Origin of the sequence: Streptomyces sp. NPDC001532 (assembly GCF_040298625.1) — a bacterium.
In the GTDB taxonomy this organism is placed as follows: Bacteria; Actinomycetota; Actinomycetes; order Streptomycetales; family Streptomycetaceae; genus Streptomyces.
This window is the reverse complement of the sequence record NZ_JBEPAL010000056.1, coordinates 25,270-47,847: the sequence shown is the minus strand read 5'-3', so window position 1 is coordinate 47,847 and position 22,578 is coordinate 25,270. Positions and strand designations below refer to the sequence as shown.

24 protein-coding genes and 1 tRNA gene are annotated in these 22,578 nt (G+C 70.3%); 8 read left to right on the top strand and 17 right to left on the bottom strand.

Features of this window, described 5'->3' with window-relative positions; all coding sequences use genetic code 11:
• Positions 1 to 360: 360 nt before the first annotated feature.
• Both ABT232_RS34365 and ABT232_RS34360 read right to left on the bottom strand, forming a co-directional pair.
• Positions 361 to 870, bottom strand: a complete 510-nt coding sequence (locus ABT232_RS34365; RefSeq protein ID WP_351847631.1) for an ATP-binding protein — start codon at positions 868 to 870, stop codon at positions 361 to 363.
• A gap of 226 nt (positions 871 to 1,096) precedes the next feature.
• On the bottom strand, positions 1,097 to 1,924 hold the full coding sequence (locus ABT232_RS34360) for a glycerophosphodiester phosphodiesterase (protein ID WP_351847628.1): 828 nt from the start codon (positions 1,922 to 1,924) through the stop codon (positions 1,097 to 1,099).
• A gap of 213 nt (positions 1,925 to 2,137) precedes the next feature.
• Here ABT232_RS34360 and ABT232_RS34355 point away from each other — a divergent pair, with 213 nt between their 5' ends.
• Positions 2,138 to 3,649: a S1C family serine protease gene (locus ABT232_RS34355; RefSeq protein WP_351847627.1), complete on the top strand. Its 1,512-nt coding sequence runs from the start codon at positions 2,138 to 2,140 to the stop codon at positions 3,647 to 3,649.
• Between the two features lie 62 nt (positions 3,650 to 3,711).
• Here ABT232_RS34355 and ABT232_RS34350 read toward each other — a convergent pair whose 3' ends face one another.
• Genes ABT232_RS34350 through ABT232_RS34340 form a run of 3 tightly spaced genes read right to left on the bottom strand, consistent with a single transcriptional unit; the run spans position 3,712 to position 4,923 of the window.
• The gene (locus tag ABT232_RS34350) at positions 3,712 to 4,242 is read right to left on the bottom strand and encodes a hypothetical protein (RefSeq protein WP_351847625.1); all 531 of its coding nucleotides are present in this window, start codon (positions 4,240 to 4,242) and stop codon (positions 3,712 to 3,714) included.
• 43 nt (positions 4,243 to 4,285) lie between these two features.
• On the bottom strand, positions 4,286 to 4,759 hold the full coding sequence (locus ABT232_RS34345; RefSeq protein WP_351847622.1) for a hypothetical protein: 474 nt from the start codon (positions 4,757 to 4,759) through the stop codon (positions 4,286 to 4,288).
• Positions 4,760 to 4,776: 17 nt separating this feature from the next.
• Positions 4,777 to 4,923: a hypothetical protein gene (locus tag ABT232_RS34340; protein WP_351847620.1), complete on the bottom strand. Its 147-nt coding sequence runs from the start codon at positions 4,921 to 4,923 to the stop codon at positions 4,777 to 4,779.
• Positions 4,924 to 5,268: 345 nt separating this feature from the next.
• Here ABT232_RS34340 and ABT232_RS34335 point away from each other — a divergent pair.
• Positions 5,269 to 5,358 (top strand) — tRNA-Ser (locus tag ABT232_RS34335).
• A 133-nt stretch (positions 5,359 to 5,491) separates the two neighbouring features.
• Here the strand turns inward: ABT232_RS34335 and ABT232_RS34330 are convergent.
• The 11 genes from ABT232_RS34330 to ABT232_RS34280 all read right to left on the bottom strand — a co-directional run bounded on the left by ABT232_RS34330 (position 5,492) and on the right by ABT232_RS34280 (position 15,400).
• Positions 5,492 to 6,868 (bottom strand): tyrosine-type recombinase/integrase, encoded by a 1,377-nt coding sequence (locus ABT232_RS34330; protein ID WP_351847618.1) that lies wholly within the window; start codon positions 6,866 to 6,868, stop codon positions 5,492 to 5,494.
• Between the two features lie 60 nt (positions 6,869 to 6,928).
• On the bottom strand, positions 6,929 to 7,114 hold the full coding sequence (locus ABT232_RS34325) for a helix-turn-helix transcriptional regulator (RefSeq protein ID WP_351847616.1): 186 nt from the start codon (positions 7,112 to 7,114) through the stop codon (positions 6,929 to 6,931).
• 452 nt (positions 7,115 to 7,566) lie between these two features.
• Positions 7,567 to 9,048, bottom strand: a complete 1,482-nt coding sequence (locus ABT232_RS34320) for an AICE element replication initiation protein (RefSeq protein ID WP_351847613.1) — start codon at positions 9,046 to 9,048, stop codon at positions 7,567 to 7,569.
• 2 nt (positions 9,049 to 9,050) lie between these two features.
• Positions 9,051 to 9,938, bottom strand: a complete 888-nt coding sequence (locus ABT232_RS34315; protein ID WP_450871783.1) for a bifunctional DNA primase/polymerase — start codon at positions 9,936 to 9,938, stop codon at positions 9,051 to 9,053.
• Positions 9,939 to 10,029: 91 nt separating this feature from the next.
• Positions 10,030 to 10,494, bottom strand: coding sequence for a hypothetical protein (locus tag ABT232_RS34310; RefSeq protein WP_351847610.1), 465 nt, complete (start codon positions 10,492 to 10,494; stop codon positions 10,030 to 10,032).
• Between the two features lie 204 nt (positions 10,495 to 10,698).
• Entirely contained in the window at positions 10,699 to 12,816 is a 2,118-nt protein-coding gene (locus ABT232_RS34305; RefSeq protein ID WP_351847607.1) for an ATP-binding protein, read from the bottom strand.
• Between the two features lie 101 nt (positions 12,817 to 12,917).
• Complete coding sequence (locus ABT232_RS34300; RefSeq protein WP_351847605.1) at positions 12,918 to 13,235, bottom strand: hypothetical protein; 318 nt, start codon at positions 13,233 to 13,235, stop codon at positions 12,918 to 12,920.
• On the bottom strand, positions 13,235 to 13,573 hold the full coding sequence (locus ABT232_RS34295; RefSeq protein ID WP_351847602.1) for an RRQRL motif-containing zinc-binding protein: 339 nt from the start codon (positions 13,571 to 13,573) through the stop codon (positions 13,235 to 13,237). Before ABT232_RS34295 ends, ABT232_RS34300 begins: the two co-directional genes overlap by 1 nt.
• Entirely contained in the window at positions 13,573 to 14,628 is a 1,056-nt protein-coding gene (locus ABT232_RS34290) for a conjugal transfer protein (protein WP_450871786.1), read from the bottom strand. Before ABT232_RS34290 ends, ABT232_RS34295 begins: the two co-directional genes overlap by 1 nt.
• Before the next feature lie 56 nt (positions 14,629 to 14,684).
• Positions 14,685 to 15,134, bottom strand: coding sequence for a Pycsar system effector family protein (locus ABT232_RS34285; RefSeq protein WP_351847597.1), 450 nt, complete (start codon positions 15,132 to 15,134; stop codon positions 14,685 to 14,687).
• Entirely contained in the window at positions 15,131 to 15,400 is a 270-nt protein-coding gene (locus ABT232_RS34280) for a DUF6284 family protein (protein WP_351847594.1), read from the bottom strand. Before ABT232_RS34280 ends, ABT232_RS34285 begins: the two co-directional genes overlap by 4 nt.
• A gap of 450 nt (positions 15,401 to 15,850) precedes the next feature.
• On the opposite strand from ABT232_RS34280, the gene ABT232_RS34275 reads away from it, so the two are divergent.
• Both ABT232_RS34275 and ABT232_RS34270 read left to right on the top strand, forming a co-directional pair.
• A complete protein-coding gene (locus ABT232_RS34275) occupies positions 15,851 to 16,609 on the top strand; it encodes a GntR family transcriptional regulator (RefSeq protein WP_351847593.1) in 759 nt (252 codons plus the stop codon).
• Complete coding sequence (locus ABT232_RS34270) at positions 16,606 to 17,298, top strand: P-loop nucleotide/nucleoside kinase family protein (protein WP_351847591.1); 693 nt, start codon at positions 16,606 to 16,608, stop codon at positions 17,296 to 17,298. Before ABT232_RS34275 ends, ABT232_RS34270 begins: the two co-directional genes overlap by 4 nt.
• A gap of 332 nt (positions 17,299 to 17,630) precedes the next feature.
• Here the strand turns inward: ABT232_RS34270 and ABT232_RS34265 are convergent, their stop codons facing one another.
• Entirely contained in the window at positions 17,631 to 18,494 is an 864-nt protein-coding gene (locus ABT232_RS34265; RefSeq protein ID WP_351847589.1) for a bifunctional DNA primase/polymerase, read from the bottom strand.
• Positions 18,495 to 18,866: 372 nt separating this feature from the next.
• On the opposite strand from ABT232_RS34265, the gene ABT232_RS34260 reads away from it, so the two are divergent.
• From ABT232_RS34260 to ABT232_RS34245, 4 genes are all read left to right on the top strand, one after another.
• Positions 18,867 to 19,193, top strand: a complete 327-nt coding sequence (locus ABT232_RS34260) for a hypothetical protein (RefSeq protein WP_351847586.1) — start codon at positions 18,867 to 18,869, stop codon at positions 19,191 to 19,193.
• Positions 19,194 to 19,591: 398 nt separating this feature from the next.
• Positions 19,592 to 20,158: a SigE family RNA polymerase sigma factor gene (locus ABT232_RS34255; protein ID WP_351847584.1), complete on the top strand. Its 567-nt coding sequence runs from the start codon at positions 19,592 to 19,594 to the stop codon at positions 20,156 to 20,158.
• A 5-nt stretch (positions 20,159 to 20,163) separates the two neighbouring features.
• Entirely contained in the window at positions 20,164 to 20,625 is a 462-nt protein-coding gene (locus ABT232_RS34250; protein ID WP_351847582.1) for a hypothetical protein, read from the top strand.
• 114 nt (positions 20,626 to 20,739) lie between these two features.
• Positions 20,740 to 22,383, top strand: a complete 1,644-nt coding sequence (locus tag ABT232_RS34245; protein ID WP_351847640.1) for a long-chain fatty acid--CoA ligase — start codon at positions 20,740 to 20,742, stop codon at positions 22,381 to 22,383.
• Positions 22,384 to 22,578: the final 195 nt, after the last annotated feature.

The following is a 22,578-nucleotide window of genomic DNA, read 5'->3' as shown; positions in this document are numbered from 1 at the left end:
TGGACGCCGCTCCGGTTGTGGACAACCCGAGCGGCGGGACGAGGACCCCGGACCGCGGACCGGCCCCGGCCGGATGCGCGTGCGGGTGCGAGTGCGTGTGCGTGTGCGGGTGCGCGTACGCGGCGCGCGTACAGGGTGCGCGTGCGGGGCACTGCGAGGGCGGCGGTCCGGAGACCGGCGCCACCCTCGCCCGGCGGTGCTCAGTCCAGGTCGTGCTCAGTCCAGGTCGCGCTCAGTCCGAGTCGTACTCAGTCCAGGTCGTACTCAGTCCGAGTCGTGCTCAGTCCAGGTCGCGCCCAGTCCGAGTCGTACTCAGTCCGAGTCGTGCTCAGTCCGAGTCGTGCTCAGTCCGAGTCGTGCTCAGTCCAGGTCGTCGAAGGCGTCCGCGAAGTCCAGCTCCGGCATGGCGGCCACCGAGGGGGCCGCGACGCGCGTAGCGAAGTCGTCGCGGCGCCGACCGGCGTCGGGATCGTGCACGTCGTCGTGGACCACGACCCAGACGGTGACCTCACCGCGGATGTCGTCCCTGACCCCCCAGTCGTCGGCCAGGGCCGTGATGATGTTCAGCCCGCGGCCGCCGTGGGCCGTGACCGACGGGGTGGCCGGGGCGGGGCGGGTCGGGCCGCCGCCGTCCGTCACCTCGACGACCAGGCGGCCGCCCGGATCCACACGCCAGGCGGCCCGGACATCACCGTCCCCGGCCAACGCGGCACCCAGCGGCCGGCCGTGTTTGCACGCGTTGCTGAGAAGTTCGGAAAGGATCAACACGGCGTCGTCGATGACCGATTCCGCCACGCCACCGCTGCGCAGTTGATCGCGCATACGGTGTCTCGCTGCACCCACGCCCGCAGGGCCATGGGGTACGGCCATGCTCGACGACGTGGGCACCTCCTGTGCCACCACCAACGCCACCCCCGAGACCTCCTTCGCCCCACGCCACGGTGTGGATGCCCCATTGGCCTGTACCGGAAACCGGCCGATTCATCTCCGGTGACGCATTCGCAACGATCGAACACGGACCGAACGCGCCGGAGCACTCCCCGTGACGAAAGGGCTCTCAGCCGAGGTCGTCCCTGCTCGAAGGGGCGACTTCCGGTCAGCGTCCCAGCCGGTCCAGCACCGCGCGGGGACGGTTGGTGATGATCGCGTCGACGCCGAGATCGACACAGAGGGCGATGTCCTCGGGCTCGTTCACCGTCCAGACGTGCACCTGGTGCCCGGACCGCCGCAGCCGCTCCACATACAGAGGGTGACTGCGGACGATACGGATGGAGGGGCCGGCGATCCCGACCCCCGCCGGAAGCCGTCCGTCCCGCAGCCGGGGCGAGACGAACTGGGTGAGGTAGACCGTCGGCAGGGTCGGGGACGCGGTCCGGACGCGATGCAGCGAGCGCGCCGAGAAGCTCATGACCCGCACCGTGGATTCCTCCGGGGAGGGCGGGGCGTCCAGGCCGAACCGCTTCAGGAGGATCAGCAGCCGCTCCTCGACCTGGCCCGCCCACCGCGTGGGGTGCTTGGTCTCGATGGCCAGCTCCACCCGGCGCCCGGCGTCGGCGACCAGTTCCAGCAGCCGCTCCAGGGTGAGGACGGAGGTCTCCGCGGGGTCCTCCGGGCGGTGCTCCCAGTCGGGATCCTCGTCCCGGGCGCGACCGGCCTCGGTGCGCTTCCAGAAACCGAAGTCCAGGGCGGCGAGATCCGCCAGCTCCAGGGCGGAGACGGCACCGCGACCGTTGGACGTACGGTTGATCCGGCGGTCGTGCACACAGACCAGATGGCCGTCCGCGGTCAGCCGCACATCGCATTCGAGGGCGTCGGCGCCGTCCTCGATCGCCTTCTTGTACGCGGCCAGGGTGTGCTCCGGGGCGTCTTCCGAGGCTCCCCGGTGAGCGACGACTTGGATCCGCTGCTGCCGTACGTGGGTCACCGCGTCATGGTGCCACCGGGAAGGGGTAGCCGTCGGGTCTACGGACGGTTCACGGTGCCGGACATGCACCGCTTGACACCGATAGATCCTATATAAAGAGTGACCGCAGACCCACAGCCACGGCTTATGGTGCCCTGACGGCCCGTGGGAAAAGCTGACCGCATACAAAAAGCACCGGCACAGCTGCGTGACCGAGGATCGAGGAGAAAAGCTGTGAGCACCGAGAACGAGGGCACTGCGGTACCCCCGGCCCCGTCCGCACCTCCAGTGCCGGTGGACACTCCCGCAGCCTCCCCGCATGCGAGCGCGCCCACGCCCCCGAGCACCCCCGGAGTACCGGACCAGCCCCCGGCGCACGCGGACGGCAACCCGTACGCCGCGCCCGCGGCCTCGGGCTCCGCTCCCGACAGCAGCTGGCCGCCTCCGCCGCCGCCCACCCCGTCCTACGCCGCCGACGGAACCGGCACCCCGGGCCCGGGTCCCGTGGGTCCGGGTCCCGTGGGTCCCGGTGGCGCGGAGCCGGGCGTCGCGCAGCCGGGCGGGGCCGGTCCCGGTGACCCGGGCGCCGCCTGGGGAGCCTCGTACCAGCAGCCGCCGGCGCCGAAGCCGGGCCGCAAGCGCGGCGGTCTGGTCGCCGCGATCCTGGTGGCCGCGCTGGTCGCGGGCGGCCTGGGCGGTGGCCTCGGCTACACCCTGGCCAAGAACGACGACGGCTCCAGCTCCACCACCGTCTCCTCCTCCGACGGCGGCGGCGACTTCAAGCGCGACCCCGGCACCATCGCCGCCGTGGCCGCCACCGCGCTGCCCAGCACGGTCACCATCGAGGCGGAGAGCAGCAGCGGCGAGGGCGGCACCGGCACCGGGTTCGTCTTCGACACCGAGGGCCACATCGTCACCAACAACCACGTCGTCGCGGACGCGGTGGACGGCGGCAAGCTCACCGCCACCTTCCCCAGCGGCAAGCGGTACGACGCGGAGGTCGTCGGCCACGCGCAGGGCTACGACGTGGCGGTCATCAAGCTCAAGAACGCCCCCTCGGACCTGAAGCCGCTCACCCTGGGCAACTCCGACAAGGTGGCCGTCGGCGACTCCACCATCGCCATCGGCGCCCCCTTCGGTCTGTCGAACACGGTGACCACGGGCATCATCAGCGCCAAGAACCGCCCGGTGGCCTCCAGCGACGGCACGGGCAGCCAGGCCTCCTACATGAGCGCCCTGCAGACCGACGCCTCGATCAACCCCGGCAACTCCGGCGGCCCGCTGCTGGACGCCAAGGGCAACGTCATCGGCATCAACTCCGCGATCCAGTCGGCCGGCAACGGCCTCGGCGGCACCAGCCAGTCCGGCTCGATCGGCCTCGGCTTCGCCATCCCGATCAACCAGGCCAAGTACGTCGCCCAGGAACTGATCAAGACCGGCAAGCCGGTGTACGCCAAGATCGGCGCCTCCGTCTCCCTGGAGGACAGCTCCGGCGGCGCGAAGATCACCGACACCGGCGCCGGCGGCTCCGACCCGGTCGAGTCGGGCGGCCCCGCGGACAAGGCGGGCCTCAAGCCCGGCGACGTGATCACCAAGCTCGACGACTCCGTCATCGACAGCGGCCCGACCCTGATCGGCGAGATCTGGACCCACAAGCCCGGCGACGAGGTCACGATCACCTACGAGCGCGACGGCAAGACCCAGACGGTCGAACTCACCCTGGGCTCAAGGATCGGCGACAGCTGACCCCACCCCGCACAGCAAGGGGCCCCTCTCACCGAGGGGCCCCTTTTCCCTGCTCACCGCGTTCATCCCGGGCAGCCGAGCTCCTTCTTGTAGGCGTCGAAGTAGGAGGGCACGAGCTTCTCCAAAAGGGCCCGCGACTCCTCGTCCCACTTCATGTCCGTGACTTCCACGGACACGACATCGCCCTCCTCACTGACGCCCGGGCATGCGATCACGGTGGCTACGCCGAAGTCCCAGGACGCGTAGGTGCCCCCCTTGATGAAGCGAAGTCCCTCCGGCTCGTCGCCCTGGAAGAGATCGGGCAGCTCGTAACCCTTCTCGTTCCAGTCGGCGATGCTCATCACCGACTCGTTTCCATCCACGTACATGTGGCAGATCTGGCCCTCTTCCAGGCTGAAGTGGCCGCTGTCCTGCTCAAACTCTTCGCCGTCATCGAGCAACGCCTCCAGGACGCCCTTGTCGGCGGCGATGCCACAGATGTCGTCCGGGACGGGATAGGAGAGCTTCTGATCGTCCGACGAGCCACAAGCGGTGAGCGCCGCCGCGAGGCAGGCAGCGGTCAATACGCGGACCCGGCGTAGGTCTTTTCTCATGTTCCGTCTCCCGAGGAGTTCCACTGAGCTCGGTCAGAGTGGCTCAAGCCGGCCTGGGTGCGAACCGCTCGGATGATGCCGTCCCTGGTATCCGTGTCGATCCCGCTTTGGTGCACGAAGTAGCTGTTGACGGCCGCTTGAGATGCCCGCATTGCCGCCGTCTCACCGTGCCGTCGCTGTTGTCCCGGACGGTGTAGCCCTTCTCCTTGGCCGTCACGGTGAGGGTTCGCATCCCCTTCTGAAGCGCCTCCGACTCACGGTGAGCGTCGTCCAGGACCTTGTGGATGCCGTTGGCCTCCATGTGGAGATCCGCGATGTCCTTGGCGGTCCTGCTGACGAACTGCTGTGTGACGCCTGCGTTCAGGCCTTCCCAGCGGGCTCTTTCGGACTTCTGCAGACCGTCGCATGCGTCGGTCTCCAGCTGCTTCAGATGGTCGACCGCCTTCTTCCAGTCGGAGACCGCAGAGCCCAGCTTGCCGAGGTCGACCTGCATGAGGTCGTGGTCGGCGAGGGTCATCTCTGAGCTCCCCTGGGCTACTCGAAGTACTTGCCGAGCTCGGAGACGGGCACTGCCGAGCCGTCACGACTCGCGATCACAGCGGCGATCTCGGCGTCGTCGTCGGCGTGCAGCTTCTTGCTGAAGTCCAGGTGGTTCGAGATGTGGGCACAAGCCTGGCGCACCGCCTTCACCTGGCTTTCCTAAATCGTCAACGTCGTCATGAGTTCGTCGCCCATGACGAAATTCGACCTGGCCAGCTCCGACGCGGCCTGGTGCGTGGAGCCGGCATGGCCGCCATTCATGCCGGCACCGGCGATGTCGACTGGGACAGAGGCCATCGCCATTGCGAACGGCCGCCGGTATCAGGGGCGGATGAGCGCCTGGTGCGCACGAGGTTTCACGTCGGCCACGGCGACGGACCCCACGGCGAGCGGACCGGCGCCGACGAGGCCCGTTCGGGCCGCGCCCCCCAAGACCGCCCGATCCCGGTACTCTGTACCCGCTCCGGCCCTGGTGGGCGGAGCGCGGGTGGGTTGCCCGAGCGGCCTAAGGGAACGGTCTTGAAAACCGTCGTGGCAGTGATGTCACCGTGGGTTCAAATCCCACACCCACCGCCAGCAGGTGAGAGACCTTGCAGGTCAGAAGGGGTGCAGCTCTCCGGAGCGGCACCCCTTCTGCATGACCTTGTCTCACCTTGGCTCGCCGGTTTCCCACCTCTGACCAGTGCGTGCGGCCAACCTGCGGCCAAAGTCAGGAGCTGTCGGCGTCGCCCTCGTGCTCAGCCAACCCCCGCTCGATCAGAGCGTTCATCTTGGCTTCCTCGCCGTCCAGCACCTTGGCGTAGTAGCGCTGGAGCACGGCGACGCTCTGTCCCGCGCGCCGGGCTGTCTCGGCGAGGCTCACACCGGAACGGAGCCAGAACGACACGCACGCGTGGCGTAGGTCGTACGGGATCGCGGCCAGCGGTGAGGCCACCTGCGCGGCCGTGAGCGCCTTTCTGCGGGCTTCCTTCCATACCGCGCCGTACTCCTGCGACCGGACCGGCCCGCCGCGTACGGCGCTGAACAGTCGGCCCTCAGCCGTGGTGCCGAACGCGTCCAGGTGAGCGCGCAGGATGGCTACCAGCACCGGGGGAATGGGCACCGGGCGGACCGCCCGGCGGGCCCGGTGCTTCAGCTGGCGCTCCTCGTAGGGCTTGCCGTCATCCGTCCATGCGGAGCCCACCTGCGGGCGGGCGCCGGCGAGCAGGAGTCGCCCCCAACCTTGGGTGGGGAGGTCGCACTGGTCAGCGCTGAGCATGGACACTTCCTCGGGCCGCATAGCGGCGTAGTAGATGCATGCGAAGAACGCGACCAGGTGGGCACCTCGGGGACCCTGAGCCCGGACCGCATCGAGCAGGGCCCGTGCCTGTGCAGGAGTGGCGACGCTGCGCACATCCAGTTCCTCGACCGCTTTGGGCGTCTCCCAATGCACACGGTGCAGGGGATTGCCGGGCAGCAGCTCGTGTTCCACGGCCAGGCGCAGGCAGTTGCTCAGCACCGCGCGGCGGCGCCGGAACGTGTTCGCGGCGGCCGGCTTGCCGTCCTGTCGCTTGGCCAGATGTTCCAGCACCCCACGGACGCGCTTGGCGTTGTCCAAGTCGGCCACGGCCGGCGCGTTGCGTTCAACCCACGCCAGCGCCTTGGCTTCGGCCTCCGGGGGTTCCTGGCCGTGCCGTCCGGCGTTGAAGGCCCACTGATAGAGCGCGCGGCGCAACACGTCGTCCGCCGGCCGACCCTTGCCCGCTGGACACAGAGCCATCGTGGCGATGGTCAGGCTTTCGGCGATGCTTGCCCGGTGCTTTGCCGCCGCCGTCGGCCACTTCCGCGCTGCGTGCGCACGGGCGTGGGCGTACCAGCTCGTGCGGTTCCGCTCCCGTACCTCCGAGACGGGGAGACCGGTCTCCGTGTCGAAGGGCTCGCCCTTGCGGGTGGCGGTCAGCAACTCAGCACGGCGAGCATCCGCGAGGGTCTTGGTGGGGAACTTCTCCTGATACTCATCGCCGGCCACCTGCCAACGGAGCTGGAACGGAGCGACCTTGCTTGGGCGCTTGCGAATACTCCAAATGCGCACGTTGTAGCTGTGCATCGTGCTCCCTCATAGGGACGGGACCCCGCCAAGGCGAGGTCCCGTCGAAGTGGTCAAGGATCAGGCTGCGACTTCGTGCTTGGCCCACCACGCATCCAGGTCGCTGCGCCGACAGCGGATCTGCCCGTTGGGGAGCTTGATGAGCTTCGGGGCCAAGCCGCGAGCGCGCAGGCGGTAGAACGCGGCGCGGCTCATCTCGATCTCTTCGAGGACTTCGGGGAGCTTGAGCATCTTGGGGCGAACCATCGTTGCTACTCCTCGCTTGACGTGGTCTTGCGGCGGGGCGATGTGTCCGAAGTACGGATTTCTGCGTCACCCGCGTCATCTGCGTCATTTAGGTATCTGACCTGCGGTTTCCGGGTGACGCAGCGTCCGAAGGGTGTGTCACCGGTGACGCAGGCCTCCGTCATCGGGTGACGCGGGTGACGCGGGGTGACGCAGAGATTGACCGTCTGCGTCACCCGCCTTTCGGCAGGTCACGGCCCGTTTGAGGGGCGCTGGTGACGCAGGTGACGCAGCGTCTTCCTACCTAGGACAAAAGAGGGGTGGTGTCTGTTGTGCTGCGCGGCTCAGCGCGTGAAGCAGGAGCCGCTGCGCGGCGCGACCATCGCAGGGCGCCACTGGCGCCGAACCGCAAGAGGAGCACGCGCCGCCGGGTGCTCTTCTTGCTTGTGCGGTCGGACCGTGGTGCCGCGCGGTCAGAAGGCCGCTTCCTGCTCGTGCGGCGGGGGCGGTGCGACGGCCGGCCGAGCGATCTCGATGTAGCGGGATGTTTTGGTGCGTCCCCAGTCGATGAGGACACCGCGGGCGGCGAGGGTGGGCTGGAGCCGTTTGAGGCGGTCTGAGAGCACCTTGCCGGTGGTCGGCCAGCCCTTGGGCAGGGGGCGGCACTCCTCGCCGCTGTAGAGGCCGGTGAGGCAGTACAGCCACTCGGCCGACGTCATCCGCTGCTCGGTCCCCGGCTCGATGCCCGCGGCGTGCTTGAGCACGGTCTGCGCCAGCAGGTCGCCTTCGATGACGTCGTCGTTCAGGTCGTCCAGGCTGGCCCGGTAAGCGGCAAGCGCCCCGAGGCCGGTGGCCGCGTCGAGCTGGGCGCACAGGTGGGCGAAGTCGGCCATGCGCAGATCGGTCGGGATGTCCGCCTCCGCCGCGCGCACCTGAACGGTGAGATCGAGCAGGGACCCGAGCACGACCGGCAGCACCTGTTCGTACTCCGCCCACAACTCCGCCTCGGTGCGCCGGACCTTGGGCCGCTCCAGCCTCAGCGGCAGGAGCCGTTCGGCGAGGTCGGGCCGGATGACGCCGACGTCGATACCGGTCAGGAGCAGGGGCCGGCGGTAGCCGACGCGGAAGACGTCCCCGTCGGTGAACAGGGCCCGCTTGACGTTCTCAGCACCGGTGACGATGCAGCACATCGCATCCGACAGGTCCGGGGTCATGTGGGAGAGGTTGTCCAGGGCGGTGACCCAGCCGGCCGCCACCGCCGCGATCAGGTTCTCCTCGTCCTTCGGGGCCCGGCGCAGGTCCCCGGTCATGCCCTCGATGATCCGCACGAGCATCCGCCCGCCGGTGGACTTGCCCGCGCCCTGCGGGCCGGTGAGGAACGGGGCGGGGACGGGCACGGCCGGCCCCAGGCAGCCAATCAGCCAGGCGATGGCCAGGCACTCGGTCTCCGCGTTGGCGAAGTTGCACAGCCGCAGCAGCAGATCGATGCCCTTGCCGTTGGTGTCCCGCGCAGGCAGGGGCAGCTCCCCGGTGAGCTGGGTGCGCCGCCAGCACACCTCACGCGGGTCGGGGACGGCGATATCCCAGCCGGCGGGGTGGATACGCACCGACTGCCCGTCGGCGCGGCCCAGGTCCAGCCAGGTGGCCCCGTCGAATCCGGGGGCGACGCGGATGTGGACGGGCTGAACGTCCTCGGTCAGCGCGAGCGCTTCGATCAGGTCCAGGGCTTCCTTCATGGCGGTGCCGTTGAACACGCCGATACCGTCGCGGAACAGCCCGACCATGAGTTCCTGCCGGTGGCTTCCCGTGGTGCCCTGCGAGCGGATCGGGCGGGCCACGGGGTGGCCCTTCCTCTGCGCGTAGACGGTGCCGTCGGCGGTGCGGAAGTACCGGAAGTGGGATTGCGCGTAGTCGGTGATGATCTCGCGGGCCGGGCTCTTGTCGTCGTCGGACATGGTCACAGTCCCAACCGGGTGCGGGCGTTGGTCCACGCGTCGGTGCAGTGCCGCAGGGTCTCGCCCTTGGCCTGCGCGGCGGTGAACAGGCGGGCGACGTGGGTGTCGGTGAGGCAGCCGCACCGGCCATGCGTGGACAGCACGGCCAGGAACGTGCGGTACACGGTCGCGTGGACTGCGCTGCGGGCGTCGGTGATGCGCTGCTCGGCCATCGCGATGCCACGGGCCAGGTAGGCGGGCGTGCGGTGCGGGCACTCCCCACCGCCCGGTCCCGCGGGCATGGTGACGGCCTGCGGCGCCGGCCGGACGGGGGACGGTTCTTTGAGGGCCAGTGCGCGGACGGTGTCCGGCAGAGCGGTCGGGGTGCCGGTGCCGGGCCCGAGGTAGCGGGCGTAGGACATGGTCGACTTGATGTCGACGCCGGGCCGGACCGCGTTGTGCGACGACATGGCGCCCCGGTAGATCCAGTGCTGGCCTCGCGTCGTCTTCACGGTCCGTGTGGCGGGGAGGGTGGTGCGGGCCCAGTCGACGGCCGCCGGGTCGTCGAGGTCGACCACGGTCAGTCCTGCGGCGCCGGGGTGGTAGGCGACGCAGACGGCCCGCCGCCACGCGGCCAGCCAGGCCGGGGAGGTGAGGACGGCCGGGTCGGTGGTGGCGGCGGCCCATGCGTGGCAGACGCCGGGGCAGTCGCACGGGCCCGCGTTCTTCATGTTCGGCCGGCCGCCGCACGCGTTGTCCACGCACTGCCGGCAGTTGCCGAACGGTGCCTTCCCCGCACGCAGGGGAAGCACCGGCACGCCAATGGCGGCCAGCCCCAGCGCAGTCGGCAGGGGTTCGGGGAGCGCGCTCATGCCGTCGCGCCCTCGCCGGATCAGGGTCGGTTGCGTCATGCTGGGAGACCTCCACAGGTCAGATTGATGGCAGGTGGACAAGGGCGGCCCCGCGGCTTTGGCGAGACGATGGGGGCCGCCCTTGGCGTAGCTAGCCGTGGAAGTGGTTGCGCTTGAAGATCGCTTTGCGGATGGTGACCGTGGTCCCGCCGCTGTGGCGGTCGTTGCCGAAGATCTGGACGGCGATCCAGCCGCCGAAGATGACGGCGGCGAGGGTGATGAGCTGGGTGACGAACGCGGTCAGCGCGGCGATGAACGAGGTGAGCAGGAGCAGTCCGCCGCAGACTGCGAGGAACCCGACGCCTCCGAGGGCGACGTTCACCGCAGTGCGGGAGACTGCTGGCTTGGCGGCGATCGGTTCGGGTTGGGCGGGGTTGATGGCGTAGCCGGTGACGACGCGGCCGTCCAGCAGGACGACGCTCGCGACCGCCGGGACGCTGTCCGGTTGGGCGGGGACGACCGGCGCCGGCGTGAGGGTCGCGGGGGTGATGACGGTGGGGCGGTGGACTTCCACGGCCCGCTGTTGGGGCCCGTGGGGGGCGGGTTCGGGGTACATACGGAATCCCTTCCGGCAGTTGGTCAGGGAGGCGGACACACCCCCTTCGGGGTGCCTCCGGGCGGGGGTTTTCGGGGGTCTGACCTGCGGTCCTCCCTGACTCCCTAACCGATCGTTCATGCTGGTCAGGTGCAGGGAGGCGGGTCAGGGAGGGGTTCAGGGAGTTCTCCCTGCCTCCCTGCCCGGATCGGGGGTCGGCTCCCTCTATTCGGCGGTGGAAGCGGAACCGTCGGTGTCGCGGTTGGTGAGGGCGCGGGTGACGCGGTCGCGGGCGACGACCATGCGGCCGTCGGACTTGTAGGGCTCGGCCCCGGTGCCGTCCAGGACGCGGCGCAGGTCGGCGAACGTCCACCGGCCATAGGCGTCCGGGTTGAGCGTGCTGAGCCGCTTGAGTACGTCCTGGGTGACGAGTCGTTGCGTCTGGCCGAAGACGGAGGCGATGTCGGCGAGCGGGTCGCGGTCCTCGCCGCGTTCGATGACGCGCAGGGTGGTGACGCCGTCGCGCAGGGCCTTGGCGCGGCCGGCGATCGTTGTGGCGTCGTCGTTGTCGATGTAGTGGGTGCGGACGTTGATGAACGACTGGCCGGCCGGGATGTCGATGCCGTCGGAGGCGACGACCACCTGTCCCTTGTCCAGGCCGGCGCGCAGCAGGTTCGGTGCGGCGCCGCCGTCGACCGCCTTGTCTCCGAGTGCCATGCGGGCCTGGGATTCGGTGCCCAGGGCGAGGGCGGCGCGGGTGTGGGCGCCTTCGCGGACGAGCTTGGGCAGGTTCTCGTTGGTGGGGTCCTGGGTGCCCTGCCACATCAGCACGTTCACGGCCCGGCCCTGGTTGTGGATCTTGCGGACGGCCATGAAGTAGCGGGAGGTGGCCTTGGAGCCGCCGTAGGGGCGCTTCTCCTCATCGGTGAGCGGGCACATGAACGCCACCTGCGCCTCGTCGACCAGCACGATCAGCGGCGGGAAGTCGGTGCCGGGCGGCGCCTGGAGACGGCGGTTCATCTCGTCCACCGCGTCCTCGACCATCTCGGTCGCCTGGACGACGTGCTCGTCGGTCGGGCCCTGGATCAGGACGGTGGCGAGCCCGTCGAACACGGCCCAGTCACCGGCGCCCTTGAGGTCGGCGATCCGGAACTCCACCGCGCGGTCCAGCGCCAGCCACAGCGCGAGCGCACGCAGCGCGGCCGTCTTGCCCTGATTGGACAGACCCGTGATCAGCAGATGCCGCTGGTAGAGGCTCAGCGCAGCGGCGTCGCCGCGCAGATCCTGGCCCCACGGTGCCCTTCCGGTGCCGTAGTTCGCGGTCAGGGTGTCGTCGGTGACCAGCGGAGAGGGGCCGATCGGCTCGTCCAGCGCGCCGGAGTCGGCGATCCACAGCCGCACGGTGCGGGCGGCCGGCGGGATGGTGATGAACACCTCGTGCTCATGACGGGACAGGTTCTCCGCGAGCTTGCGGCGCCGGTTCTGGATCTCGTCCGTGGACACCCCCGACGGCAGCGTCACGTCGACTTCCACGCCGCAGCCGGCGAGCACGATCGGGGACAGCATCGACGCCCCCGCGTCCCCCATCTCCTTGATCGCGTTACGCAGGGCGGAGATACCCAGGTCACGCAGGGCCTTGACCACGATCGACGGAGTGATCGGCTCACCCTCGCCGCTACGGACGTGCGCCGGGAGCGCCCACCGGGGTGCGGCCTGCTGGTGGCGGCCGACCGACCACAAGGCGAGCAGGGCGAGGAACGGGCCGATCGTGACCAGCGGCCCCCACACCACCTGCACGATCCGAATGATCAGCGCGATCAGGTCGATGACCGCTTGAATCGGGGTGATCACGTCGGTGATGTCCTTGTTGGCGATCGCCAGCACCACCCCCAGCGCCACCAGCGAGCCGATGCCCATGCCGGTGCCGACCAGCACGCCCTTCGCGGCGTCGAGCGGGGAGTGCAGCAGGTCCATGCGGCGGCGGTGACGGGCCTCGCGGAAGCGCTGCCCGCGCTCCTCCCACTCCGCCGCAGCCTCGTAGTTGCCCGCGGCTTCCGCAGCGCGGAGCATGCGTTCGTAGCGGGCGGCGGTACGGCCGTCCCACGTGCGGCGGGCCACGATCCGCGCGCCACCAGTGACGTAGAGGGTGTGACGGGCGAGAGCGCGGCCGGCGGTGGCGGTCCGCTCGTGGGTGACGATCCGGCGGACGGCCCGACCGGAGCGCACCCACAGCGGCACGGGTGGCGTGGCAGGCAGGTCGGGGACCACGGTCAACGTGGTCCCCTCCGCCGGGTCGGCGGGCGGGTCGGTGTCCTTGTGGAGGTGCACGACGTTCTCAGACATGCTGGAAGTGCTCCCGTCTGCCCTTATGGGGCGGGATGGAGGGTGAGCCGGGGTGGCCGGGTCCGTGGAAAGAGCGGCCACCCCGGTACGGGATCGGCTGGTCAGAACCAGCGGGAGGACTTGCGGGCGGCCTTGTCGGCGGCGGCCTCACGCACGATGCGGGCCCGCTCGATCCGCAGCGCGGTCAGCTCGGCCAGCAGCCGGGTCTCCGCCGACTGCCACGCGGTGTCGATCCGCGACTCGGCACGGCCAGTACTACGGCCCCGGCTGACGCGGTAGGAACCGCCGACCGCGCCCCGCAGGATCGCCCGGCGCTCCGGGCCGGTCAGTGGCCACAGCTCACGCTCCCGGACCGCTTCCAGCTTGCGTTCGGTGGCCTTGATCTCGCGGTCCAGCTTGCGGGTGTCGGGCTTACCCATCAGCGGGTCCCTTCAGGGATGTTGTCCGCGCAGGGCACGCAGGTGCCGAGAGCGGCGGGGATGACGTATCCGGCATCGCGCCCGCACGATGGGCAGATGCGGCGGGCAGCGTTCGCCCTGGCCAGTGCCGCCCGTTTCGCGTAGGTCATCGGGCGGACGGGCTTGGCGAGGTCGATGCGGTAGAGGTAGGCGACCAGCGGGCCACGCCGGCGGCGCGGGCGCTGCAACTCGGCAGCGACCGGCTGACCGCCGGGGCGCAAGCCACGTGCACGGAGTTGGCGGTAGGTGGCGTAACCGTCCGGGGCGTAGCGCCACCGGAACACCGGCAGCGCGGCCATCACACGGCCTCAGCCGCCGTAGCGGCCCGCTCGGCGAGCAGGGCATCACGCAGCTTGCGGGCGTTCGCCGGCGAGGTGTGGATCGCGCGGCGGATGCCCTCCGCCGTCACCTTCGCGTCCGGCAGACCGGCTGTCGCCGACCGCGCCTCCGCCAGCAACTCATCCGGCGTGCGCTTCGGCCGAGGCGATCGGGCCACCTCGGGAAGTCGACCGGTCGCCCGGCGCGGCCGGGTCGACTCGGCCGGAGCGGTCCGCCGCTCGGACTCCGTCACGGCAGGCTCGATCGGAGCAGGGAGTGCCGGGAGCGGCTTGAGCGGGGGAATCGACTTGCCCAGGTCGACCGCGACCGGTTCCGGCACCGTCAGCCGGGTCAGTGTCACCACCGGCTCCGGTGTCGATTCCCCCAGTTCAGCCGTAGACCGTTTCATTGTGGTCTCGGTGGATACCTCCGCATTCGCGGTCGGTGCGGGGTCGGGCGTGGTGGTGGTGAACATGGCCGCGAGTGCGGCGTCCGCGCCGGCGGTGACACGGTCGCGCTGTACGTCCAGCAGCCTCGATCCGAGCGCGGTGTCACCGACGCCGACCTTGCGGGCCAGACGCCAGGACTTGCGCTCCGACCACCGCTTGACCCAGTCGCTCGGGTGCTGGGTGGCGCGGGCCCGGTGGTAGGCGAGCGCCTGCACCAGATCGGCGGTCCGCCGTTCGTGTTCGGCGTCGCGGCCGTCGGTGTGCACGACGATCCGCCGAGCGAGGAACGCCATGCCCTCCGCCGACACGGACATGCCCATCGGAGTCAGGGCGTAGATGACGGTGCGGCCCGGATCGGGTGCGGCCATCGCGCCCATGACGGCGGCGGCGGCCGGCAGCGCCCACAGACCGAGGCGCACGATGCGCGGGGAGGACTGGCCCAGCATGGTCAGCCCCAGCAGGACCAAGGCGAGAACGGCGGTGGCGCCCTCGCCGGCGGCGAGCGCGCCCAGCGCGGTGCCCTTGCCGTAGGCGTGGCCGATGTTGCTGTAGGTGCCGATGCCGCCGAACACGCCCGTGGCCAGCATCGGCACGAACGCAGCCGACAGCACCCCGACCTGGATACGGGTCAGCTTGGTGCGGTTCACCGGGCATCCCCCAGGGCGAGCAGGGCGGCGACGATGAGCAGGGCCCCGGCGGTCAGCACCAGGTCGACCGCGCGGCGCAGGCAGGTGAACTTGGCGACCGCCAGCCGGGACAGCCCCGCGACGCTCGCGGCCAGGTCCTGGTTCGCGGTGGTGGCGGTGATCTCCTCGGCGGTGAGCGTCGCCCACAGTGGGAAGCCGTGCCGGCCCCGCAGGTTCGGGCGCACCGACCGCAGCAGCAGCCCCGCCGCGCCGAGCAGCAGGGCCATGCCGAGCCCGCCGGCGACGTGGGCGGGGGTGTTCAGCGGCAGGTCGCGGGCGGCCGTCCAGCTCCCGGCGAGGACCGCGCCGACGAACGCCAGCAGCAGCGCCGTCTTGGTGTCCGTCCGCGCGATCTCCGCCTTAACCTCGGCATGCGCGGCCCGCAGGTTCTCGACCGGGGTGCTCACGCCGCACCCCCCGGCGCGCTCACGCCGGCGGTGCGGTTGGTCAGCGCCCGCCGCTCGGCGAGGACGCGGCGGCGGGCCCGGCGGATGCGGCGGGCGTCCAGCTCACTGGGGGTGCGGTCAAGGGTGATGATCTGCGCGTCCAACAGGTCGACATCCGCGAGGATCGCGGGCATCTCCTCTTCGATCGCGTCCAGCTCCGCATCCGTCGGCTCCATGAAGTCGGCGAACGCGGTAACAGCGTCCTGATCAGTCACGATGGGTTCCATGGGTCGTGGTCTCCCTAGCAGGTGGAAACGGCCCGAACAGCGCCCCGGAGTAGCCGCTCCGGGGCGCGCGCCGTTGAAGTCGGTAGACCCGGCTCCCCTCAGCGCTGCTCGTACGAGACGAGCAGCGGAGGCAACCGGCCGCAGCGTCGCAACGCTGCGGAAAGGTCGGAGTTGAGCTGTCTCTCGCACAGGCAGGCAACCTGCGCGCCGCCCTCTTGATCGCAGAGGTGGAGCGGATACCTCGGCACGCTGTTCAGTTATCAAGCTGCTGGCGCTTCCTTCGGGCTCGTTTCACGGGGCCCTCCGGGCGGCGGACACAGGTGTGTCGAGATGCCCGCCGCTCGACCGATCCGACCCGGCAGGCACATCCCTAAGGTTCCCTAGGGTTCCCTGCGGTGTCAAGCGGTAAGCTAGGGAACCCCAGGGAAGTGACGACAGGGAGCAACTGACATGGCAGGCCAGGCCGACAATCGGGCCCCGTACGCGAAGATCGCCGCCCACTACGCGGAGCTGATTACGTCCGGCCAGCTCCAGCCAGGCACCCTCTTGCCGAGCATCAAGAACCTCTCGGAAGAGTGGAAGGTGAGCACGGCGACAGCGGAGAAAGCCCTGCGCAAGCTGCGCAACGAGGGGCTTGTCCGCGGCATCCACGGCATCGGTACCGAAGTGCTGGACCAGCCGACGCCAATGTCGTCCGGAGCCCAGCGGCAGGACCGGGGTCGCCGAACCGGGTCTAGCTGGGGAGCGGGCGAGCGGTCCGACTCGCACCAGGCGGCCGTGGTGCCCGCGCCCGATGAAGTGGCGCAAGCACTGGACATTCAGCCCGGCTCCGATGTGGTGCGCCGTAGCCGCGTGTACCGGGACCGGCACGGCATCGTCGCTCACAGCACCTCGTGGATTCCGGCCCGGTACGGGAAGCTGATTCCTCAGCTAGCGATGAGCGAGCGCCTGAAGGGGGGAACGTCGCTCCAGCTCATCGCCCAAGCGACCGGCCACCCGATCAGCCACCGCATCGACACAGCTTCCGCCCGCTTGCTGACACCGGAGTACGCGCGGCTCTTGGAACTGGACCCTGAAGACCCGCCGACGGACCCGGTGGTTGTGATGACAGCCAAATTCGTGGACAGCGAAGGCAGCATCGTGGAGTACGGGGTGGACCTCGGTGGTCCCGGCCGGACATGGCGCACAGAATCGGAGGTCTCCCCGTGACGGTCGCGGATGACAAGCTCGTGAGCGTGCTCGAAGACCGCCTAGACGCACTGCTTGCGGCCCGCCGGGCTGGCACAATCACCCCCGAAGCCGAAGCAGAGATTGTCGCCATCTCACGAACCATGACGAGACCGATGCCCCCACGTCCGCCGTACTGCGTCCTGATGGCCGGGCTCCCCGGCTCCGGCAAAACGACTCTTTCCCGCGCCCTCACCGCCCGTGGGTTCGCACGACTGTGCCCGGACGAAGAGATGTTCCGCCGACACGGCGTCTACGGAGTGGACTTCCCCCGAGGCCTCTTCCCCACCCTTGAGCGACCCGTCCTCGAAGACGTGGCGGTCGACCTCCAGAAGCAGCTAAAAGCTGGGCGGGATGTCGTCGTTGACCACGGCTTTTGGACCCCGGAAGACCGGGCTAAGTGGCGGGCGATTGCTACCGATGCCGGCGCTACCTCTGTGCTCGTTTACCTCGCCGCCAGCCATGACGAACTTTGGGCGAGGATCAGTAAGCGCAATGAGTTCCACCAAGATGACCCCAACTCGATCTACTTCTCAGAGAGCGACCTCAAGCGGTACCGATCCCGGTTCATCCCCCCTCAAGCCGACGAACCGCACCTCACCTATGACGGCGACGCTGCGGCCGTCATTGCAGCCCTAGACCCCTCTCCCCATCGGCCCTCAGGCGACTGATACGCCATTCACCACCGATCGGCGCTCGCCCCGCCTGTCGGCATCGCCATCGCCGCCACCGGCGTCCTAGCGGGGTGCCTGACCGGCCAGCTTCTGCCGCCCTCTTGTCGCCACGTGGCCACCCTCTGGCCAAGGCAGGCTTTCGGTCGTGGTGACCGCCGGGAAAACTGCTGGTCAGACGTGGTTGGAGGCAGCTCCACACAACGCTCTTGAAAACCGTCGTGGCGCGAGTCACCGTGGGTTCAAATCCCACACCCACCGCGTGGTGAGCAGTGCGAGCGGCCCCTGACCGGGTGAAACGGTCGGGGGCCGCTCGCATGCGGCCCCCGCTCTCAGTACCGGTGTCCGGTCGACCGGGCCGCCGAGGCGATCGTCGTGCGGGCCTCGTGTTCGGTGAGGCCGGTGCTGCGGGCCGCGTCGATCAGGGCGGTGGCCAAGGCCGGGCCGAGGCCGTTCTCGTAGGCGCGGCAGGCCGCCCAGAACAGGCGGGTGTTGCGCTGCCCGGCGTGTGCGGCGAGGACGAAGTGGATCAGGCCCTGGCCGTGCCCGTCGGCGGCCGGCGCGTGGGAGGTCGTCCGGGGCGGCGGCAGGAGCAGTTGGAGCAAGGGCGGCGGGCAGGGGGCGGGGGCGAGGTCGGCCGTGCCGGGCTCGGTGCCGTACACCCCGTGCTCGGTGCGGGAGCCGGGGCCGACGAGGTAGCCGCCGGCTCCGCGGATGTCGATGCCGGGGGCGAGGCGGCCGGCCGAGTTGGGGACGGCGACGTCCGGCGGTCCGGTCAGCCAGAGGTGGCGGCCGCCGCTCGGGGTCAGGACGACGACCGTGTCGGGGATCGTGAACAGGTGCCGCCGAGCGAGCTCGCGCAGGGCCGCCGGGGCGTCCGTACCGGACTTGGTGTCCAGGTCGACGCCGATCAGGTGGTGCGGGGGCAGCCCGCAGGCGATGCCGTAGCCGGTGGCCCAGGGAGCGGCGGCGAACAGCGCGCGGATGCGCCTCGGGTCGGTCGAGGCGTCGTACACCCCGTGGCCGAACCGGCCGCACTCACCGTGGCAGGGGGCGGGGTCGGGGTCGTCGCGGTGGGGGGAGCGCAGGGCCGGGAGCTTCGTCCGGGACAGCGGGATGACGGACAGTCCGCGTTCGGCGGCTGACAGCGCGTGTGCGAGGGCCAAGGTCGTGGCCTGCCGGTCGGAGGTGGCCATCCCTCCATGTTCGTACGTACGTTCGAAAAAGGGAAGGGAGTGCCCGGTGCGACGCGCCGGAGCGGGGCGACCGGCCGGAAATACGACGGAACGCTTCACCCCTTGCGGCACTTGGGGTGGAGCTGTCCGCACCTGCCCTGACCTGCGGTTCCAGTCAAGGAAAGGTGGCGAAAGGGGTTTATCGACTTGTCCTCACGCTTGAGGGCGAATCACGGCTTCCGGGGTGGTTCGCCGGGGATTCGGTGGGCAACTCTGGATTCGCGACGTCGTGCACAGCACCGAGGCGGTCGGCCAATTGCCTTGGTGGAAGCCGTACTTACGCACACAACGGCATACAGGCCGGTGCGTCATTTGCTTCTGAGAGGAACCAACATGGCAAGCATCCGTACCGCCCGCGTCATCGCCGCCGTCTCCGCCCTCCCGCTCGCGGCCGCCCTCTTCAGCGGGGTGGCGACGGCCGACAACGGTGCGATCGCGGACAACGGATCGAGCGCGACCGTCACCAACGCCCTCCAGGGCATCCTCGGCAGCGGGGTCGGCGGCGACAACAACGGCAACTCGTCCACCACCCAGCAGCAGGCCAACGGCTCCGGTGCCTCGAACCAGAGCAATACCGCCCAGGTGGACGGTTCGGCCTTCACCGCCGTCAATCAGGGCAACGACAACGTCGCCGTCGCCTTCACGCCGCTCTGGTGGTGAGGTGAGGGGCCGGTGTCCTGACGCCGGCTCCTGAGACTCCGGTGGGGCGTGTGGTGGGTGAGCAGAACGACTGCGCGGTGGTGCCGAGGCACCACCGCGCAGTCGTATGCAGCCGATCTGCAGCCGCGTGTCGCCGTGCGCAGCCGAGTGTCGCCGTGTGCAGCCGTGTGCAGCCGTGTGCCCGGCAGACGACGGCCACGACCGTTCCTCGCCGCCGACCGGAGCCCTTGCGTCATCCTCCCGGCAGACGAACCCCCAGGGGTGAACCCGCAGTCGTCCTGCTCCTCCCGTCCGCCTCCAGGAGGTGACGCCGGCACCGCCTCTACAACCTGAGGGGGACTCCCCTTCGGGACCTACGGGCGATGAGGACCACGGGCTCGCGAACCTAGCGTGGAGCCATGACCACATCCGTCTGCACCAGCGCCTCGGACGCCGCCACGTTGGCCACGCGGACGCCGCCGTACGCCCCGTACCCGTCGTTCTCGTCGTACGTGCGGGCCCGCCAGCCGGTGCTGCTGCGGACCGCCCGGTCCCTGACCGCGAACCCGTGCGACGCCGAGGACCTGCTGCAGACCGCGCTGACCAAGACCTACGTCGCCTGGGACCGCATCGAGGACCACCGTGCGCTCGACGGCTATGTGCGCCGCGCCCTGCTGAACACCCGTACCTCGCAGTGGCGCAAGCGCAGAGTCGACGAGTTCAGCTGCGAGGAACTGCCGGAACCGGAGCCCCTGCCCGGTGGCGACGACCCGGCGGAGCGCCAGGCGCTGCACGACGCGATGTGGCGGGCGATCATGCGCCTGCCCGCCCGGCAGCGGGCGATGGTCGTCCTGCGGTACTACGAGGACCTGAGCGAGGCCCAGACCGCCGAGGTGCTGGGCGTGTCGATCGGCACCGTGAAGTCGGCGGTCTCACGCGCCCTCGGAAAGCTGCGCGAGGACCCGGAGCTGGAACCCGTACGCTGACGGCCGTGACGAGAGCACCCCTGACGGACGGCCTCACCAGCCGCGACTTCCTCGGCGCGATGCTCGACGCCGTGCCCGAGATGAGCGCGCCGGTCACGCGCAGGATCCGCTCCGCCATCGCCCTCGACCACGACCCGGCTGATGTGGCCTTCGCCCGCACGGACGTCTACCCGCTGCTCTGGGACCTCTTCAACGAGGTGCTGCTGCCGCTGCTGAACACCAGGGCGGGCCCCGCACGGGACCGGGAGCTGCGGCGGGTCCTCGGCTTCCTGGAGCGGGTCGCCGGTTCACCTGAGCCGGTCGTCCTGGACTTCCTGGGCGGTCTCGTCGGCGACTACCTGCTGGACCGGGAGGGCGCCGCCGCGTACGCCTGCGCCGGGCCCGCGCTGCGCGCCGTCATGGTGCGGGCCTGCGCCGACTGGGGCATGCGCGTGCCCCCGGAATGGACCGGTGAGACGGCGGAGTGACGTGATCGATCACCCGCCCCTAGTGACATACCGCGCGGTATGCGTCCAGAATCAGCGCAACCATTACCACCGCGTAGGCAATGTCGCCCCCGGGAGGACGCCGTGCTGAGCACCATGCAGGACGTACCGCTGCTGATCTCCAGGATCCTGACCCACGGGTCCACGATCCATGGATCGTCGCAGGTCACCACCTGGACCGGCGAAGGTGAGCCGCACCGCCGCTCCTACGCCGAGATCGGCGCCCGGGCCGCGCAGCTGGCCCACGCCCTGCGCGAGGACCTGGGCGTCGCCGACGACGACCGCGTCGCCACCCTGATGTGGAACAACGCCGAGCATGTCGAGGCGTACTTCGCCATCCCGTCCATGGGCGCGATCCTGCACACCCTCAACCTCCGGCTGCCCCCGGAGCAGCTGATCTGGATCGTCAACCACGCCGCCGACCGGGTCGTGATCGCCAACGGCTCCCTGCTGCCGCTGCTCGCCCCGCTGCTGCCGCACCTGAAGACCGTCGAGCACGTCGTGGTCTCCGGCCCGGGCGACCGCTCCCTGCTCGCCGAGGCCGCCGTACGCGTCCACGAGTACGAGGACCTGATCGCCGGCAAGCCGGACAGCTACGACTGGCCCGAGCTGGACGAACGCCAGGCCGCCTCCATGTGCTACACCTCCGGCACCACCGGCGACCCCAAGGGCGTGGTCTACAGCCACCGTTCGGTCTATCTGCACTCCATGCAGGTCAACATGGCCCAGTCGATGGGCCTCACCGACCAGGACACCTCCCTGGTCGTGGTGCCGCAGTTCCACGTGAACGCCTGGGGCCTGCCGCACGCCACCTTCATGACCGGCGTGAACATGCTGATGCCGGACCGGTTCCTGCAGCCCGCCCCGCTCGCCGAGATGATCGAGAGCGAGAAGCCGACCCACGCGGCCGCCGTCCCCACCATCTGGCAGGGGCTGCTCGCCGAGCTGACCGCCAAGCCGCGCGACGTCTCCTCGCTCGGCCAGGTCACCATCGGCGGCTCCGCCTGTCCGCCCTCCCTCATGGAGGCCTTCGACCAGCTCGGCATGCGGGTCTGCCACGCCTGGGGCATGACCGAGACCTCCCCGCTCGGCACGATCGCCCGCCCGCCGGCCCACGCCGTCGGCACCGAGCAGGAGTTCGCCTACCGGCTCACCCAGGGCCGCTTCCCGGCGGGCGTCGAGGCCCGCCTCACCGGCCCCGGCGGCGAGCGCCTGCCCTGGGACGGTGAGTCGGCGGGCGAGCTGGAGGTCCGCGGCTCGTGGATCGCGGGCGCCTACTACAACGGCCCGGACGGCGAACCGCTGCGCCCCGCCGACAAGTTCAGCGAGGACGGCTGGCTGAAGACCGGCGATGTCGGGACCATCTCGCCCGACGGCTTCCTCACCCTCACCGACCGCGCCAAGGACGTCATCAAGTCCGGCGGCGAGTGGATCTCCTCGGTGGAGCTGGAGAACGCCCTGATGGCCCACCCGGACGTCGCCGAGGCCGCCGTCGTCGCGGTCCCCGACGACAAGTGGGGCGAGCGCCCGCTGGCCACGGTCGTCCTCAAGGAGGGCGCCACCGCCGACTTCGAGACCCTGCGCGCCTTCCTCGCCGACGAGGGCAAGATCGCCAAGTGGCAGCTGCCGGAGCGCTGGTCCATCATCCCCACGGTGCCGAAGACGTCCGTCGGCAAGTTCGACAAGAAGGTGCTGCGCCGGCAGTACGCGGCGGGCGAGCTGGACGTGACCCGGCTCTGAGGCGATGACGACGCTCGGCTCCGCCCCAGGCCGCTCACGCCTCGGGCAGGAGCCGAGCTCACCGCCGTACGACCGCCGCCTCCGGGCACGAGCCGAGCTCACCGCCGTACGACCGCCGCCTCCGGGCACGAGCCGAGCTCACCGCCGTACGACCGCCGCCTCCGGGCACGAGCCGAGCTCACCGCCGTACGAACG